Annotated in this window: 14 protein-coding genes and 3 pseudogenes; 9 read left to right on the forward strand and 8 right to left on the reverse strand. The window is 67.5% G+C overall.

The window, feature by feature from the left end; translation table 11 throughout:
• Positions 1-13 precede the first annotated feature (13 nt).
• Positions 14-619 (forward strand): thioredoxin family protein, encoded by a 606-nt coding sequence (locus tag AC1RRV_RS08530; RefSeq protein WP_492859165.1) that lies wholly within the window; start codon positions 14-16, stop codon positions 617-619.
• Positions 620-657: 38 nt separating this feature from the next.
• Here the strand turns inward: AC1RRV_RS08530 and AC1RRV_RS08535 are convergent.
• Together AC1RRV_RS08535 and AC1RRV_RS08540 are read right to left on the reverse strand one after the other, a co-directional pair.
• Positions 658-765 (reverse strand): annotated as a pseudogene (locus AC1RRV_RS08535) (hypothetical protein); the annotation flags it as partial.
• Positions 734-1,234 (reverse strand): hypothetical protein, encoded by a 501-nt coding sequence (locus tag AC1RRV_RS08540; RefSeq protein WP_492859166.1) that lies wholly within the window; start codon positions 1,232-1,234, stop codon positions 734-736. The gene AC1RRV_RS08540 and the pseudogene AC1RRV_RS08535, both read right to left, overlap by 32 nt.
• Before the next feature lie 111 nt (positions 1,235-1,345).
• On the opposite strand from AC1RRV_RS08540, the gene pgi reads away from it, so the two are divergent.
• The gene (gene pgi, locus AC1RRV_RS08545) at positions 1,346-2,965 is read left to right on the forward strand and encodes a glucose-6-phosphate isomerase (protein WP_492859167.1); all 1,620 of its coding nucleotides are present in this window, start codon (positions 1,346-1,348) and stop codon (positions 2,963-2,965) included.
• A gap of 16 nt (positions 2,966-2,981) precedes the next feature.
• Here the strand turns inward: pgi and AC1RRV_RS08550 are convergent, their stop codons facing one another.
• Both AC1RRV_RS08550 and AC1RRV_RS08555 read right to left on the reverse strand, forming a co-directional pair.
• Positions 2,982-5,075 (reverse strand): TonB-dependent receptor plug domain-containing protein, encoded by a 2,094-nt coding sequence (locus tag AC1RRV_RS08550; RefSeq protein WP_492859168.1) that lies wholly within the window; start codon positions 5,073-5,075, stop codon positions 2,982-2,984.
• 220 nt (positions 5,076-5,295) lie between these two features.
• Positions 5,296-5,520: a hypothetical protein gene (locus AC1RRV_RS08555; protein WP_492859169.1), complete on the reverse strand. Its 225-nt coding sequence runs from the start codon at positions 5,518-5,520 to the stop codon at positions 5,296-5,298.
• Positions 5,521-6,329: 809 nt separating this feature from the next.
• Here AC1RRV_RS08555 and AC1RRV_RS08560 point away from each other — a divergent pair.
• Both AC1RRV_RS08560 and AC1RRV_RS08565 read left to right on the forward strand, forming a co-directional pair.
• A complete protein-coding gene (locus AC1RRV_RS08560) occupies positions 6,330-7,202 on the forward strand; it encodes a hypothetical protein (protein WP_492859170.1) in 873 nt (290 codons plus the stop codon).
• 144 nt (positions 7,203-7,346) lie between these two features.
• Positions 7,347-7,754, forward strand: a pseudogene (locus tag AC1RRV_RS08565) (endonuclease domain-containing protein); the annotation flags it as partial.
• A gap of 369 nt (positions 7,755-8,123) precedes the next feature.
• Here AC1RRV_RS08565 and AC1RRV_RS08570 read toward each other — a convergent pair.
• Positions 8,124-8,301 (reverse strand): annotated as a pseudogene (locus AC1RRV_RS08570) (hypothetical protein); the annotation flags it as partial.
• A 260-nt stretch (positions 8,302-8,561) separates the two neighbouring features.
• Here AC1RRV_RS08570 and socA point away from each other — a divergent pair.
• The 5 genes from socA to hisG all read left to right on the forward strand — a co-directional run bounded on the left by socA (position 8,562) and on the right by hisG (position 13,751).
• Positions 8,562-9,128: a type VI toxin-antitoxin system SocA family antitoxin gene (gene socA, locus AC1RRV_RS08575; RefSeq protein WP_492859171.1), complete on the forward strand. Its 567-nt coding sequence runs from the start codon at positions 8,562-8,564 to the stop codon at positions 9,126-9,128.
• A complete protein-coding gene (socB, locus tag AC1RRV_RS08580) occupies positions 9,106-9,822 on the forward strand; it encodes a type VI toxin-antitoxin system SocB family DNA replication inhibitor toxin (protein ID WP_492859172.1) in 717 nt (238 codons plus the stop codon). Before socA ends, socB begins: the two co-directional genes overlap by 23 nt.
• Positions 9,823-10,121: 299 nt before the next feature.
• Positions 10,122-11,621 carry a histidine--tRNA ligase gene (hisS, locus tag AC1RRV_RS08585; protein WP_492859173.1) on the forward strand — a complete coding sequence of 500 codons (1,500 nt, stop codon included), beginning with the start codon at positions 10,122-10,124 and terminating at the stop codon, positions 11,619-11,621.
• The gene (locus AC1RRV_RS08590; RefSeq protein ID WP_492859243.1) at positions 11,584-12,771 is read left to right on the forward strand and encodes an ATP phosphoribosyltransferase regulatory subunit; all 1,188 of its coding nucleotides are present in this window, start codon (positions 11,584-11,586) and stop codon (positions 12,769-12,771) included. Before hisS ends, AC1RRV_RS08590 begins: the two co-directional genes overlap by 38 nt.
• Positions 12,768-13,751 (forward strand): ATP phosphoribosyltransferase, encoded by a 984-nt coding sequence (hisG, locus tag AC1RRV_RS08595; RefSeq protein ID WP_492859174.1) that lies wholly within the window; start codon positions 12,768-12,770, stop codon positions 13,749-13,751. Before AC1RRV_RS08590 ends, hisG begins: the two co-directional genes overlap by 4 nt.
• 551 nt (positions 13,752-14,302) lie before the next feature.
• Here the strand turns inward: hisG and AC1RRV_RS08600 are convergent.
• The 3 genes from AC1RRV_RS08600 to AC1RRV_RS08610 form a co-directional block, all read right to left on the reverse strand.
• The gene (locus tag AC1RRV_RS08600; protein WP_492859175.1) at positions 14,303-14,710 is read right to left on the reverse strand and encodes a hypothetical protein; all 408 of its coding nucleotides are present in this window, start codon (positions 14,708-14,710) and stop codon (positions 14,303-14,305) included.
• Between the two features lie 255 nt (positions 14,711-14,965).
• The gene (locus AC1RRV_RS08605; protein ID WP_492859176.1) at positions 14,966-15,370 is read right to left on the reverse strand and encodes an SWIM zinc finger family protein; all 405 of its coding nucleotides are present in this window, start codon (positions 15,368-15,370) and stop codon (positions 14,966-14,968) included.
• Positions 15,367-15,768: a metallopeptidase family protein gene (locus AC1RRV_RS08610; protein WP_492859177.1), complete on the reverse strand. Its 402-nt coding sequence runs from the start codon at positions 15,766-15,768 to the stop codon at positions 15,367-15,369. Before AC1RRV_RS08610 ends, AC1RRV_RS08605 begins: the two co-directional genes overlap by 4 nt.
• Positions 15,769-15,851 lie beyond the last annotated feature (83 nt).

Genomic DNA, 15,851 nt, shown 5'->3' on the forward strand with positions numbered 1-15,851 from the left:
CTGGAGAACCGACATGTCGATCACACGCCGTCTCGTGACCGCCGCTCTGCCGCTGACTATTCTCGTCCCGACCGCCGCCTCGGCCAAGCCCGCGCCCGACTTCACCGCCGTCGACATCGACGGCAAGACCCGCTCGCTGTCGGAGTTCCGGGGCAAGACCGTGGTTCTGGAGTGGGTCAACGAAGGCTGCCCCTATGTCCGCAAGCACTATTCGGGGAACATGCAGGGCCTGCAGCAGGCCGCCCGCGCCGATGGCGTGGTGTGGCTGACCATCGCCTCCTCGGCGCCGGGAAAGCAGGGCTATTTCCCGGACGGCGCGGCCGCCAAGAGCTGGATGGACGCCAAGGGCGCCAAGCCGACGACTCTGCTGCTCGACTCCGACAACAAGGTCGCCACGCTCTACAAGGCCAAGACCACGCCGCACATGTTCGTCATCGATAAGACGGGAGCGGTGGTTTACGAGGGCGCCATCGACGACAAGCCGACCAGCAAGGTCGAGGACCTCCAGACCGCCAAGAACCTTGTCGCCGCCGCCCTGGCCGACGTGAAGGCCGGTCGCAAGGTCGCGACGCCGTTCGCCACGCCTTACGGCTGCTCGGTGAAGTACAAAGACGCCTGAAGCGCAGTGCGTCCTTCGAGGCCCGCTCTGCGGGCGCCTCAGGATAAGGTGATCAGAAAACGGTCTTCATCCTGAGGTGTGAGCCGAAGGCGAGCCTCGAAGGACGCAGAGCCTTTAAGCCGCCGGTTGGGGCGGGGCGGTGATGACCTCGACGTTGTCGTTCAGCAGATAGACCATGTCGCGCAGGGCCATGTCCTGGGCCTTGATGGTCGTGGCCGCGCCGACGGCGGTCAGTTTCTCGGGCAGGTCCTGGCTGATGCCGCGCAGGATGCACTTGAGGTCGTCGACCGCGCCGCGTTCCTTCAGGGTGACGTGACCCTTCATGTCGAGGGCCGAGAGGTCGCCGATCTTGCTCGAGAAGACGTCGAAGCCTTTCAGCGTTGTCGCGGCGCCGGCCGGATCGGCCTTGGCCAGCTGGGCGCGGTAGGCCTCGGTCTGGCCCTTCAGTTGCCTGGCGCGCTTGACGATGTCGATGAACAGCGGCTCGCCGGCGACGGATCGCGGCACGGCGGGCGCCTGCATGACCAGCGGCGCCGGCTTGGCCTCGGCGGCTTGGCCAGGGCTGAACGAAGCCATCCAGAGCATGGCGGAAAAGGCGACGACGTCACACGACATGGGGCACTCCCGCAAAAAACGTCATTGGTCTGCCATGACGTGGCGGCCCGGCTTTGATAAGCCCGGCCGGGTAAACGCCGATTTACCACGTTCGAAATGAAGGACCGCCGCATGGCCGATCTCGACGCCGCCTGGACCCGCCTGGAAGACGCCGCCAAGGCCGCCGGCGAAAAGCGCATCGTCGAGTTCTTCGACAGCGAACCTGGAAGGCTCGAAGCGCTGACCCTGGATGTCGCCGGCCTGCACCTGGATCTGTCCAAGCAGGCCTGGGACGAGGCCGGCCTGGAAGCCGCGCTCGACCTGGCCCACGCCGCGGATGTCGAAGGCGCTCGGGCCCGGATGTTCGGCGGCGAGGCGATCAATTCGTCCGAGGGCAGGGCGGTGCTGCACACGGCCCTGCGCGCTCCGGCTGACGCCGACTTCAAGGCCGGTGGCCAGCCGGTCATGGCCGAGGTCGAGGGCGTCCGCGTCCGGATGAAGACCTTCGCCGAAGCCGTCCGTTCCGGAGAGATCAAGGGCGCGACCGGCAAGCCGTTCAAGGCCATCCTGCACATCGGCATCGGCGGCAGCGACCTGGGTCCCCGCCTGCTGTGGGACGCTCTGCGGCCGGTGAAACCGTCGATCGACCTGCGCTTCATCGCCAATGTCGACGGCGCCGAGTTCGCCCTGACCACGGCCGACATGGATCCGGAAGAGACCCTCGTCATCGTCGTCTCCAAGACCTTCACGACGCAGGAGACCCTGGCCAATGCCGGCGCCGCCCGCGCCTGGCTGGTCGCGGCCCTGGGCGAGAGCGGGGCGAACCAGCACCTGGCCGCCATCTCGACCGCGCTCGACAAGACCGCCGCCTTCGGGGTGCCGGATGAGCGGGTGTTCGGCTTCTGGGACTGGGTCGGCGGCCGTTATTCGCTGTGGTCGTCGGTCAGCCTGTCGGTGGCCATCGCGGCCGGCTGGGACGCCTTCCAGGGCTTCCTGGATGGCGGCGCGGCGATGGACGCGCACTTCCGCGCCGCCTCGCTGGAGAAGAACGCCCCGGTGCTGGTCGCCCTGGCCCAGATCTTCAACCGCAACGGCCTGGATCGCCGGGCCCGCTCGGTCGTGCCCTATTCGCACCGCCTGCGCCGCCTCGCCTCGTTCCTCCAGCAGCTGGAGATGGAGAGCAACGGCAAGTCGGTCGGTCCCGACGGCCAGCCCGTCAAGCGCGGCACGGCCACGGTGGTGTTCGGCGACGAGGGGACCAACGTCCAGCACGCCTATTTCCAATGCATGCACCAGGGGACCGACATCACGCCGATGGAGCTGATCGGCATCGCCACGTCGGACGAAGGCCCGGCCGGCATGCACGAGAAGCTGCTGTCGAACCTGCTGGCCCAGGCCGAGGCCTTCATGGTCGGCCGCTCGACCGAGGACGTGGTCGCCGAGCTGAAGGCCAAGGGCGTTTCGGACGCGGAGATCGCGACCCTGGCCCCGCAGCGCACCTTCGCCGGCAACCGGCCCTCGACCCTGGTGGTGCTGGACCGCCTGACGCCCCAGACCTTCGGCGCCCTGATCGCGCTCTATGAGCACAAGACCTTCGTCGAGGGCGTGATCTGGGGGATCAACAGCTTCGACCAGTGGGGCGTTGAGCTGGGCAAGGTGATGGCGGGTCGCATCCTGCCCGAACTCGAAAGCGGCGCGACGGGCCAGCATGACCCGTCGACCACGGCGCTGATCCAGCGGCTGCGCACGTAGCCGCTGGACCCGCCGCCTAGAACGTCTTCCGCACCCGCAGCGACACGAAGGTCCGGGGGTTGATCTCGCGGTCCTCGACGAAGCTGATCGCGCGGTTCGTGCGGTTGGCGAAGACGGTGCGGCGGATGGTGAAGTCGTCCCAGACGTTCAGCTGCGTGCGGATCGCCAGGGTCGGGGTCGGCTTGTACTCGACGAAGGCCTCGTAATAGTTCGAGCCGCGCCAGACGTTGGTCTGGTCGACGTCGTAGGTGCCCTGGCCCAGCAGCGGCAGCCAGTTGAAGCCCCACTGGGTCTTGTACTTCACGAGATCCTGCTGGAAGCCGATATTGGCCTGGGTCGGACGCACGCCCGAGATCGGACGGTCCTTGCCCGAGGTCGGGTCCTTCACGTGGGTCTCGTTCCAGTCGTTGCGGAACGTGAAGCGGCCGCCCTTGATGCCCAGCTTGTCGGTCGGCACGACGATGTTGACCGACAGGCGGTCCAGGGTCGCATCGCCGATATTGCCCGTGGCCGACAGGTTGTTCGGCAGCGGCAAGCGGTCGATGACGCCGATGATCTCGTCGTGGCGATAGCCGATCGAGACGATGCCCTCGCCCCAGAAGCGGCGCTCGTAGCTCAATTCCGAGATCCAGCGCTGCTCGGGCTTCAGATCGACATTGCCGCCGTAGACGGTGTTGTCGTCCAGGTCCGAGGAGGCCGCGAAGTCCTCGAAGTCCAGCTGGCCCAGCTCGCGCTCGAAGCGGAAGCGGACCTGATTGTTGGCCACCGGCGTCCAGGTCGCCAGGAAGCGGGGCTTGGCGTAGAAGAAGCTCTTCTCGTTGTCGGCGTCGCCCGACTGCTTGATCGTCGACTTCTCGACGCGCAGGCCGCCTTCCAGGGTCAGCTTCGGGTTCACGCGCCAGGTCGCCTTGGTGAAGGCCTCGCCGCGCAGCTCCTCGACCTTGACCGAAGCCGAGGGCAGGGGCACGGCCACGCCGCCGACCGAATAGGCCTGGTGGACGTCCAGCATGTTGTAGGCCACCTCGGCGCCGGCCTCGATGGTCAGGGCCTTGGAGTAGTCGTGGCGCACCAGGCCGCGGGCGATCGACTCCGAGCTGTCGCCGTCGGCCGCGAACCGCTGCTGGGCGCTCTTGACGCCGCTCAGGGTCTCGTCGCTGGTCGCGGCGTTGTCGAACTCCTCGAAGCTGTGGATGGCGCGGGCCTCGAGGCTCCATTTCGGGGCCAGCGGGCGGGTATAGGTCAGGCCGGCCTCGCCCGAGTGGCTCTCCTCGGCATAGTCGCTGCGGCGCAGGTCGCTGGTCGAGGTCAGGGTCTGCCACTGCTTCCAGTCATTGACGCCGAAGCGGGCGGTGCCTTCCAGCTTGCCGCCCTGGAACGGGGTGGAGAAGTTGCCCCGGATCGAGCGGCCGCCGCCCCAGCTGTCGTTCAGGAACTTCTCGTCGCGGATCAGCTTGCCCGTCCCGTCGTGGCGGACGTTCGTGCCCGGGCCGTTGCTGTCGCTGGACGAGGTGCCGTCGCTCAGCGTCACGCCCCAGCTCTTGTCGCCGTTGGTGGCGGTGAACTGGTAGCTGCCGCCGTAGATGTCGTGGCCGCCGTCGAAGAGCTGGGCGTTCCAGGTCGCGATCGACTGGCGGCTGGCGCCCTTCTTCAGGATCACGTTCACGATCACCGCGTAGCCCTGCATGTCGACGCCGGGAGCGCCGCCGCGGATCAGCTCGATGCGCTCGACGCGGTTGGCCGGGGTGCGCGACAGCACGTTCGAGCCGGTGTCGTTCTTGGAGGCCGGGCGGTCGCCGTTGATCAGCACATTGCCGACCGCGCCCTCGAAGCCGCGGCTGCCGGAGCCGTCGTTGATCGAGAAGCCCGGCACCCGGTTGACCATGTCCTGCGCGGTGTTGGGGCGCTGGGCGGCGAAGAATTCGGGCTGGAACACCAGCACGCCGCGCTGGGCCGTGTCGATCAGCGGGGCCTCGGTGGTCGGGCCGGTCGGGGCCGGCGCCTGGGCCGCTTCCTGGCCGGGGGCCGGAGCGGGCTTGTCGGCTTCGCCGGCGTGAGCCGCGCTGGCGATGGCGAAGACGGCCGCGGTGGCCAGAAGAATGGTCTTGGTCATACGGGTTCCCCTCAGTGAGGAGAGGTCTGACCGCCGAGCCCGTTCATCTCAAGTTACAAGGCCGAAATGTGGATTACATCTCGGTCAGCATTACACGCCGTTCATGTTCCTATACCGGCCGGTCTGTGGATAAATTCAAGCCCAGCCCCGGCCAAGACTTAACGAAATGTGTATAGCGGCCCCGATCCTTGTCGCTTCTCGCGGGTGGAAGGGTTCAAGCTCAGGCTTCGCTCGCGGGCTCGTCCGGGCCGTCGGGTGCGGGCGGGAGCTCGGCGAGCCGGCGCCGCAGCACCAGCAGATCCTCGTAAGCCTGCCGCCGCATGATTTCCGAACGGATCGCGATCTTGGCGGTCAGGATGGCCACGTGCGAGCTGTCGGCCGTGACGGGCCGCGCGATCGGGTTCTGGCCGGCCGTTTTCTGGTTTGGGGTCCGGTGCTTGGACATCGAAAGCTCCTTGCGGGGTTTGGCGCCGACGCGCGGCGGCGGTCTTCCGCCGGGAAGCCGGCGGGCTGGGGAGGCGGCGGAGCGTCCGGGCCGCGCCCGGAGGTGTGTGGGAGAGTACCGTTTCGACGTGACACGGGCGCTCCGCGCGGTCGTCGGTGCGAAAGCCCTCGGGGCGCGGGGTTTTAACCCGCTCCCGATGAGAGGCCTCCGGCGGGCGGAGGGAAAGCGACCCCTCCGGACCGCGCGGGCGATTTCAGCCCGCGCCTGTGGCGCTCGTCATGGCGTCGCGAGCATGGCTCCCGGCCCGACCACGCGGAGAGGAGCCGCCCCGTCCGGAGCTGTCGCCCTCCCGCGCGGCCCGCCGGGCCCCGCGACGCCGATCGGGACGCCGCCCGCTCGACCGCCCGCACCGCCCGTCAGGTCGCCAGCTGGACGGCCTCCCCAGCGGTGGGGCGAGAAGAAGTATGCGGGCGGTGTTGGGCGCGGATGATTGGCGAGGGCGTAAAAGTTGGAAGGGCTTGATTTTGCTGGGGTCTGGATCGCGAACTCCGAGGATAGAGCGCGGCCAACGCTCATAAATCCTCCCCCTGGCGGGGGAGGTGTCGGCTCGAAGAGACGACGGAGGGGGAAGAGGCGGGGCCGGCAAGCACTTCCCCCTCCGGCGCTTCGCGCCACCTCCCCCGCTAGGGGGAGGATCTAAGATCCCATGCCCCGCCACGCCCCGAACGCCCCCGAACCAACGTGCATCCCCACCTTAAGCGACCGTGGATTGTATGGTATCGTCCGCCCCTGGGTTGGGGGAAACGCCCATGCGACTCCGGTTCGTTCTGACCGCGCCCTTGATGGCTTCGAGCCTGCTCGTGCTGGCCGCCTGTGGGGCCGGGGCGCCGGCCGACAGCGGCGCGCAGCCCGGCGAGACCGCGCAGGTCGCCGCCGAGGACATGGTCTTCTGCCAGGAGGTCGGCGAGCGGCTGTCGCGCTGGGACTGCGACGACGCCCGCGCGGTGGCCTCGCGGGTCAAGGCCGGGGTCGGGGCGTTCAACGCGCCCGAGACCATGATGCGCGGCAAGCCGGTGACCATCGAGCTGGCCATCGGCGAGAAGGCCGAACCGCCGCCGCCGGCCCAGCCCGCGGAGGCGGCCACCGCCTCCCCCGATCCGACAGACGGCGCCAAACCCGACCCGGATCCTCCGGCCCAGCCCGATCCCACGCCGCATCCCGCGCCCACCCCGCCCGACCCGGCCGAGGCCGTGGCCGGCAACGAGGGCGTGGTCGTCCAGTACGCCCCGGTGATCGGCCGGCGCATGGCCGCCGACCTGGTCGGCGAGGGCTTCGAGATCAAGCCGATGTCCGACCGCATCCAGAACGTCTCGCCCTACGGCCTGACCACCTGGCAGTGGTCGGTGACCGCCAAGGAGGGCGGCCGCCACACCCTGACGATCAAGAGCGCGGTGGTGGTCAAGACCTCGCTGGGCCGCGAGCTCTCCCTGGTCTCGACCACCCGCACCAAGTCCGTCGACGTGAAGATCAGCCCCCTGGCCTATGCCTGGGACATGGTCCTCCAAGCCCCGACCTGGCTGAAGGCCATCGCCGCCGTGCTGGCCGGCCTGGGCGGAGTGTTCGCCGCCTGGCGCGGCATGATCGCGGCGGCGAAGGGCAAGAAGGATGACGGGGAGGGTTAGGTTTCCTTCTCCCCTTGCGGGAGAAGGTGTCGGCGCAGCCGACGGATGAGGGGTCGATAGTCCTGTCCGCCCGCGCAACCCCTCACCCGACCGCCTCCGGCGGCCACCCTCTCCCGCAAGGGGAGAGGGATTGCCCTGCCCAGTTGTTCCCGTTATGTTCCGCTTATGGTTGATCGCGCCCGTCAACTCGCCTTCGCGCGCCGTCTGCGTCGCGAACCGCCGGCCACCGAGCGCCTTCTCTGGGCCCTCCTCCGCGACCGTCGCTTGGACGGCCTGAAGTTCCGCCGCCAGCTCCCGCTGGGCCGCTACGTCGCCGACTTCGTCTGTTTGCGCCATCGCCTGGTCATCGAGGCCGACGGCCCACACCATCAGGACCGCGCCGCCGACGCGATCCGCGACGCCTGGCTGCGCGGCCAAGGCTTCCGTGTGCTGAGGTTTCTCAACGCCGAGATCCAGGGCCATCCCGACCGTGTCCTGGGCCTGATCCTAGAAGCCTGCGCCGCGCCCCCTTCTCTCCTTGCGGGAGAAGGTGTCGGCGAAGCCGACGGATGAGGGGTCGATAGTTCTGTCGGCTCGGTGAAACCCCTCGCCCGACCCGCTTCGCGGGCCACCCTCTCCCACAAGGGGAGAGGGGATCGGTTTCGCGCCGTTCGACCTCCCCAGGTCGGGCCAGGCCTTACATCTCACGGCGAGACGATCGCAGGGCGGATCAGGTCACTCCGCCGACATCGCCTCCGGCGACCGCGCGCGGCGGCCCGGAGGGCCGTCCTTGACTGACCTGATCCGCCCTGCACGCTGCAGCCTCCAAGAGATTTAAGGATCGCCCCGACCCGGGAGGTCGGGTGGCGAGGTGGGGGGCATCTCTCCTCCCCATCCGGGGGGAGGGGGACCGGCGAACGCCGGTGGAGGGGGCAACCGCCCACACAGCCCCGCCACCCACCGTCATTCCCGCCCTCGTGGCGGGAACCCCTGGTTCAGCTGACACGTGAGACGCCAGCGAACCGCCGGCGGTTCGCCCCTCCTGCACCGGCGGCGGACAGAGGGGTTCCCGCCACAAGGGCGGGAATGACGGAAAGTATTGTGGTGGTGGATGGTGGATGGCGAACCCGACCTGCCCAGCGGTCGCCTCGCCGTGAGACGTGGGGCGGTGGTCCAGCTTGGGCTTGTAAAGGGCGGCGGCGAATTTTCCTCAGTCTTCGTTAATCATAAGCGTTAAGGATTGGGTTGTCGGCTTTCTTGGGTGTCGTCTGAGTTGGACGATGAAACTATGTTCGTGCTATGTTCTTGTTCTGTGTGGCGCGGAAATCGAATCGCGAGAAGCGGCTGGGCACAAAATGAGAAGGCAATGAGGGTCCGTTCATGCCCCCACTGACCCAGGATCCTCAGTCGGTCGACGCGCGCGCCGTGGCGAATTTGCTTCTGGATAAAGCCGTGTCGCTGCAGATTCCGATAACGAACCTAGCACTTCAGAAACTTCTATACTTTGCTCACGGCCGCTTCCTTGTAAGTAAAGGTCGTCCGCTAGTTAATGGATTTTTTGAAGCCTGGAAATTCGGTCCTGTCCATCCGGTAGTTTATAGGTGTTTTAATGGAAATGGATACCGGCCTATATCTAACAGAGCAGTTCGAAAAGACCTTGTTTCTGGAATAAGTGTTCCGCTGGTCTCGCCGCGAGATCCAGAGATTCATGAAGTTATAGAGAGAATTCTATCTACAATGGGGCGTCTATCAGCGCCCCAACTGGTTGCGATTTCACACGCGCCAGATGGGCCTTGGGATGTGATTGCGAACGGACCGGGAACAAATCTTGGGCTCGGGCTGAGGATATGCGATAAGGTGACCGTGGATCGGTTTCGATTCCAGAAAGTCTCCGTAAGCGTTCCCCTCGACCTTGGAGATACCCTTGAAGAAGCACCGCCTTCCTGACACGGAACTGGCTCGTATTGCTCCCCTGTCGCCGGATGCCAGGCGCAAGGCGCTGTTGAAGTTCAAAAGCGGGTTCCCAGAATTTTCCTACGAACCTACGCGTCGACGACTTCCTGAAATAACAAATGCGCAGCCCTCGCTTCTATCACTTGGTGATACGGAGTGGACCAAGATCGAGGCATGCTTCAAGAAGTTGAAGAACGAAAAAGAGGCCGACTCCAATATAGAGGTCGGAAAACTATTATACGACTTCATTCGCGAGGAAAAATATCTCGCTGTAGTGGAGTCGTTTGGGAAGTTGCCGCTTGGTGCTGGGGTCTCGATATCCTACTGGGCGGATGCGATATTTTGGGGGCCGGATGGGCCAACGATCTTTGGTTTTGATTTCCGACGAGCTGGTGGTTTCAACGAAGCTGCCCGCCGCTTCGCCTTCTCCGCGCAGCACGAGCACATTCGGCAGCGGGGCGATGACTATGCAACCGCAAAACTAGGCCTCCTGCAATTTCCGCCATTGCGGAATGGAACGCGAAAAGTACGACCAGAATTTGCTAATGAGATGGAGCTCATCCCCTACGAAGCGCTCATTCAAATGGCTCGCGAAACTTACAGCGTTTGGTTCGAGATACTGGAAGAGCGGGAAGACGAGGCGCGTAGAACTGGCACTGGCGGCTCTTGGTGGGACGGTGACGAGTAATTGAAGAGCGCCCATTTTCTGGCTCAATGAGAGTGGCGGGGTCGCGCCTGGTTTCTCCCACTCTCTCCTGTGGGCCCCGGGACGCGTTCCCACCCCCTTCCCCTCTCCCCCCTCATCCGCTACACCCCCGCCCGATGACCCGCGCGCCGCACCATCACGGCCACCACCACCATCCGACCTCGCCTCGCGGGATCGGCCGGGTCCGCTCGCTCTAGAGCAACCCTGCCTGAGCCCCGCCTAGCGGATGGGGCTTACGCGCAAGCGCCATCCGTCGACGCCTTGAAGACTAAGGACCGACGATGACGACCCCCGACACCGACACGCCCGACACGACCCCCGAAGAGACCTTCCGTCCGGAAGCCCGCGCCCCGCGCGGCTTCGCCGACAAGCGCGCCCGTGACCTGCGGGCCGAGCGGGCGATCCTGGAGGCGGTGTCGGCGGTCTATGAGCGCTACGGCTTCGAGGCCCTGGACACCGGGGCGTTCGAATATGCCGACGCCCTGGGCAAGTTCCTGCCCGACAGCGACCGGCCCAACGAGGGCGTGTTCGCGCTGCAGGACGATGACGACCAGTGGATGGCGCTGCGCTACGACCTGACCGCGCCGCTGGCGCGGTTCGCGGCGCAGAACTGGGAGACCCTGCCCAAGCCGTTCCGCCGCTACGCCTTCGGGCCGGTGTGGCGCAACGAGAAGCCGGGGCCGGGGCGCTTCCGCCAGTTCATCCAGTGCGACGCCGACACCGTGGGCTCGGCCCGTCCGGAGGCCGACGCCGAGATCATCGCCATGGCGGTCGAGGGGTTGGAAGCCGCCGGCCTGCCGCGCGGGGCGGCGGTGCTGAAGATCAACAATCGCAAGCTGCTCAATGGGCTGCTGACCTCGGCCGGGGCCGAGAACGCCGGCCAGAAGCTGGCCGTGCTGCGCGCGGTCGACAAGCTGGACCGCCTGGGCGTCGAGGGCGTGCGCCTGCTGCTGGGCGAGGGGCGCCTGGACGAGAGCGGCGACTTCACCAAGGGCGCGGGCCTGAAGGGCAAGGCGATCGACTCGGTGCTGGACTTCGTGTCGGCCGGCGCCGGCGGGCGTTCGGCGACCCTGGACAACATCGCCAAGGTCATCGGCGGCTCGGCCGAGGGCGACGAGGGCCTGTTGGAGCTGTCGCGGATCGACGCGGCCCTGACCAGCCTGGGGATCGCCGACGACCAGGCCTTCATCGATCCGTCGATCGTTCGGGGTCTGGAATACTACACCGGCGCGGTGTTCGAGGCCGAGCTGCTGCTGCAGACCACGGACGAGAAGGGGAACAAGGTCTCGTTCGGCTCGATCGGCGGCGGCGGGCGCTATGACGACCTTGTGGCGCGGTTCACCGGCACGGCGACGCCGGCCACCGGCTTCTCGTTCGGCGTCACCCGCCTGGCGGCGGCGCTGCGGGCGGCCGGACGCGAGCCGGGCGGCGCGGCGCGCGGGCCGGTGGTGGTGATCACCTTCGACCAGGCCCACATGGGCGAGTACTTCTCCGTGGTCGGACAGCTGCGCGCGGCGGGCATCCCGGCCGAGGTGTATCTCGGGACCTCGGGCATGAAGCCGCAGATGAAATACGCCGACCGCCGCAATGCGCCGGCCGTGGTCATGCTGGGCGGGGACGAGATCGCCGCCGGCACGGTGACCATCAAGGATCTCGACGCCGGCCGCATGGCCGCCCAGGGCCTGGCCGACAACGCCGCCTGGAAGGCCGAGCGGCCCGGCCAGCAGACCATTCCGCGCGGCGATCTGGTCGCCGCCGTCCAGAAGATCATCGGGGGCTGATCGCGTGAGGCTCGAGCGTTCCATTCCGGCGGAGGCGCTCGACGCCATCCGCGCTCCCCTGCTGGCGGCCGGCGCCGCGCCGACCGACGCGCCGGTGCTGCAGCCCCTGGGCCTGCTGCTGGACCTGACCGGCGAGGCCATGCGCTCGCGGCTGTTCGTCGTCTCCGGCGACGGCGGCGAGGAGGCCTGCCTGCGTCCCGACTTCACCGTCGCGGTCGCGCGCGAGCACTTCGCGGCCCAAAGCAAGAATGGGGGCGCTGAAGCCGGCCGCTACCGCTACGAGGGCAAGGCCTTCCGCGTCGCCCCGCGCGGCTCGGACCGGGCCGAGGAGTTCCTGCAGCTGGGCGTCGAGGCTTTCGAGGCCGGCGACCCCGTGGCCGCCGACGCCGAGATCGCCGCCTTGGCCTGGGCGTCTTCCGCCGCCGGCGGACGATCGGACCTGTCGCTGGTGCTGGGCGACGTGTCGCTGTTCGCCGCCTTCATCGACAGCCTGGACCTGGCCGCGCCCCTGGCCGCCCGCCTCAAGCGCGCCTTCGCCAAGCCGCGCCAGCTGAAGGCCGAGCTGGACGGCGACGCGGCGGCGCCGACCGCCGAGGAGAGCCGCATCGCGTCGCTGCTGGCCGGTCTGCCCGAGGCCGAAGCCTCCGCCGTGCTGCAGGAGCTGTGGTCCCTGGCCGGCATCGAGCCCGTCGGCGGCCGCCGCCCGGCCGAGATCGCCCATCGCCTGGTCGAACGGGCCGAGGCCGCCAAGGCCGGTCGCCTCGATGCGGCTCAAGCCGACAAGGTCCGCGCCTTCCTGGCCGTCTCGGATCGTCCGGACGCGGCGCTCGCGGCGATCGCGGCCCTGGCGGGTCCGAACGACGGGGCGCTGAAAGCCGCCATCGCCGGCTGGGAGGCCCGCCTGTCCGGCATGGCCGCGCGCGGCGTCCCGCTGGAGCGCGCCACCCTGGCCGCCGCCTTCGGCCGGGCCTTCGGCTATTACGACGGCTTCCTGTTCGAGGTGCGCTCGGCCGCGCTCGGCGACGAGCGGCCCGTGGCCGCCGGCGGTCGCTACGACGGCCTGCCCGCCAGGCTGGGCGTCTCCACCCACACCGGCGCGGTGGGCTGCATGGTCCGTCCCGCGCGCGCCTATGCGGGAGGCGGCGAATGAGCCCCCGAGAAAACAAAGACCCGATGATCTTCGCGATCCCCTCGAAGGGCCGCCTGAAGGACCAGGTCGAGGCCTGGCTGGCCGACTGCGGCTTCAAGCTGGAAATGACGGGCGGCGCGCGCGGCTACTCCGCGGAGCTCGCGGGCCTGCCCGGCGTCTCGGTGCGCCTGCTGTCGGCGGGCGACATCGCCGCCGGCCTCGACAGCGGCGACCTGCACCTGGGCGTCACGGGCGAGGACCTGCTGCGCGAGCGCGGCGACGACATGGACAGTCGGGTCATGCTGCTGCGGGCCCTGGGCTTCGGCCGCGCCGACCTGGTGGTGACCGCGCCCAAGAGCTGGCTGGACGTCGACACCATGGCCGATGTCGACGAGGTCGGACACGCCCATCTCGCCAAGACCGGCCGCCGCCTGCGGGTGGCGACCAAGTACGTCACCCAGACCCGCGCCTTCTTCGCCCGCCACGGCGTCGCCGACTACCGGATCGTCGAGAGCAGCGGCGCGACCGAGGGGGCTCCGGCCGCCGGCGCCGCCGAGTTGGTCGTCGACATCACCACCACGGGCGCGACCCTGGCGGCCAACGGCCTGAAGATCCTGTCGGACGGCGTGATCCTGAAGAGCCAGGCCCAGCTGACCGCCTCGCTGATCGCCGACTGGTCGGCCGAGCAGCTGGAAAGCCTGAAGCGCCTGCTGTCGGTGGTCGAGGCCAAGGGCCGGGCCGGCAAGCTGGCCACCCTGGTCTGGCCGGCCGAGCAGGACGCGGCGGGGCAGGCGGCCGTGGCGGCCTTTGTCGCCCAGGGCGGCTCGCGCCGCGCCAACGGGGCCCTGCTGGCCACGGGCGACCTGTTCGACGCGGCCGCCGCCCTGGCCGCCGCCGGGGTCGAGCCGGTCACCGTCTCGCGTCCGGACTATGTGTTCGAGTCGCGTTCGGCCGTGCTGGACCGCTTCGCCCAGACCCTGGGGACGGCCCTGCAAAAGTAAGTTTTGACATTCGAGTCAAAAATGGACGTGGAATCCGGCGTATCTTCGACTTCCACGTCCAAACTACGGCCGCCGCGTCAAAAATTCGGCCAACCCTTTGCGAAAAAGGCGTTTGGCGCGTTGACACCGTCACGAATTTGACGTTTCTACAGCTTGCAAGGACGAAACGAGCCCAACAGAGAGCTCCCGTTCTTCGGCGTTTCGGGGAGGAAACGCCCGCCTAGATCGAATGATCGAGAAAATAGCCAGCCCGTCGCGATTATCCCCCGCGGCGGGTTTGGTGTATCTGGGCTACGGCTAAGCTTTTTGACGCTTCAGTCAAAAGCGGGATTTGCTCTTCAGCTTCATCATACTCGCGCCAGAACCCGCTCTCTAAGAGAGGATTTGGACATCGGCGATGGGTGGATTGCAGATGGTCGCTGCGCCCTTCGAGGCTCGCCTTCTGTTCACGCCTCAGGATGAGGATCTCATTGCACTGACCACCTCATCCTGAGGTGCGCGCTCCGGAGCGCGCCTCGAAGGACGCAGTGAGCAACGCCCGCCAAGGATCGCTAGCGGTCGTAGCAGAATGGCGGGCCGAGCCGCTCGGCCGAGATCGTTCTGTCCACCGTCACCTTCGAACGCCACAGTCCCAGGTGGCCCGCGCCGCTAAATGGCCGGTGCGTCCTGCGACCGACAAAGGTGACCAGGATCGGCTGCACCGTATGGCAGTTTCCGTTTACCCGGCCCTCTTCCATGAGGGCTTCCAAACGCGGCTGACCGGTCCACTCCAGCCAGTCCGACTCTTCGGGGGCCGGGCGCCTTTTCGGTATCTCGGTTGCGCCTTCGATGAAGGTCGACGCTTCGAACGCATAGAGCCAGACGCCGGAAAACTGTCGGGTGTGGCCGTTGAAGTACCCGTCCGAGCACGACGAAAGCGCGAGGCCAAGTGCGACTAGGATGATCCATCTGAAAATCATGGCTAAGCTAACCACTTTTCCGGATGTCCGCTGAGGGTGGGAGTCGGATGTTCAGTGCGTCCTTCGAGGCTCGCCTGCGGCTCACGCCTCAGGATGAGGATCTCCTTGCACTGACCACCTCATCCTGAGGTGCGCGCTCCTGAGCGCGCCTCGAAGGACGCAGTGAGCCAATGCCCGACTAGGGTCGTTTGCGGACATTGAGTTTGGCCGTCTGGCGCACCGAGATCCCTCTCACTTTGAGGGAACGGGCCTAGTTCAACGCCCTTCCAGCGCCGCGAGTACGGGCGGCTGGATCCGCGCCAGTTCCACCAGGCGCTCGACGAGGGCCTCGCGGCTGTCCAGGGCCAGGCCGTCGCGCAGGCGGGCCATGCGGTCGCGGACCTTGGCGAGGTCGCCGGTATTGGCCGCCGTCACCACGGCCGCCTGGTGTTTGCAGGCCCCGAACTTCTCGAAGCCGGGACAGGTGCACGAGCCCTCGCCGGCCGGGGCCCGCAGTTCCACGACATAGAGGTCGCCGACGCTGCCGGTGACGTGGGCGGTGACCTTCTCGTCCTCGATCGAAACCAGGTCGACGGCGCCGGCCTCGGCCATGGCCGCGCCGGTGTCGAACCAGCGCTCGTCCATGCGCTCGCGCCAGGAATCCGTGTCGAAAAGGCTCATTCCTCGTCCTCGATGCGGTGGATGTCGTCGTCCGACAGGCCGAAGTGGTGGCCGACCTCGTGGACCAGCACGTGGGTGATCAGGTCGCCGAGGCTGACGTCGCCCCGCTCGGCCCACTCATCGAGGATCGGACGACGGTAGAGAAAGACCCGAGACGGCTCGGTTCCGTAGTCCAGCACCGAGCGGCGGCCCAGGTCCACGCCCTGGTAGAGACCGGTCAGCTCGAAGGGGTCCTCGATGCCCAGGCTGTCCAGAACCTCCTCGGACGGGAAGTCGTCGACCCGGATCACCACCTCGCCGGAGAGCTTGCGGAAGTCGTCGGGCAGGCCGTCGAAGGCCTGCCGGGCCAGCGCGGCGAAGTCGTCGAGCGATGGGGCGAGGCGGTCGGACCAGGTCATGAGCTTCCAAATAGAGCGATTGCGGCGGGGCGCCATAGCCAACATCCGATCTTCCCAGCCTTCATCGCGTTCTGGTCACGGTC

The sequence above is a fragment of the Caulobacter sp. GW821-FHT11E10 genome, from assembly GCF_058808375.1.

Excerpts from the sequence above, each read along its gene's own strand:
- AC1RRV_RS08530 (WP_492859165.1), top strand. The coding sequence starts at position 14 with ATGTCGATCACACGCCGTCTCGTGACCGCCGCTCTGCCGCTGACTATT.
- AC1RRV_RS08540 (WP_492859166.1), bottom strand. The coding sequence starts at position 1,234 with ATGTCGTGTGACGTCGTCGCCTTTTCCGCCATGCTCTGGATGGCTTCG.
- pgi (WP_492859167.1), top strand. The coding sequence starts at position 1,346 with ATGGCCGATCTCGACGCCGCCTGGACCCGCCTGGAAGACGCCGCCAAG.
- AC1RRV_RS08550 (WP_492859168.1), bottom strand. The coding sequence starts at position 5,075 with ATGACCAAGACCATTCTTCTGGCCACCGCGGCCGTCTTCGCCATCGCC.
- AC1RRV_RS08555 (WP_492859169.1), bottom strand. The coding sequence starts at position 5,520 with ATGTCCAAGCACCGGACCCCAAACCAGAAAACGGCCGGCCAGAACCCG.
- AC1RRV_RS08560 (WP_492859170.1), top strand. The coding sequence starts at position 6,330 with ATGCGACTCCGGTTCGTTCTGACCGCGCCCTTGATGGCTTCGAGCCTG.
- socA (WP_492859171.1), top strand. The coding sequence starts at position 8,562 with ATGCCCCCACTGACCCAGGATCCTCAGTCGGTCGACGCGCGCGCCGTG.
- hisS (WP_492859173.1), top strand. The coding sequence starts at position 10,122 with ATGACGACCCCCGACACCGACACGCCCGACACGACCCCCGAAGAGACC.
- hisG (WP_492859174.1), top strand. The coding sequence starts at position 12,768 with ATGAGCCCCCGAGAAAACAAAGACCCGATGATCTTCGCGATCCCCTCG.
- AC1RRV_RS08600 (WP_492859175.1), bottom strand. The coding sequence starts at position 14,710 with ATGATTTTCAGATGGATCATCCTAGTCGCACTTGGCCTCGCGCTTTCG.
- AC1RRV_RS08605 (WP_492859176.1), bottom strand. The coding sequence starts at position 15,370 with ATGAGCCTTTTCGACACGGATTCCTGGCGCGAGCGCATGGACGAGCGC.
- AC1RRV_RS08610 (WP_492859177.1), bottom strand. The coding sequence starts at position 15,768 with ATGACCTGGTCCGACCGCCTCGCCCCATCGCTCGACGACTTCGCCGCG.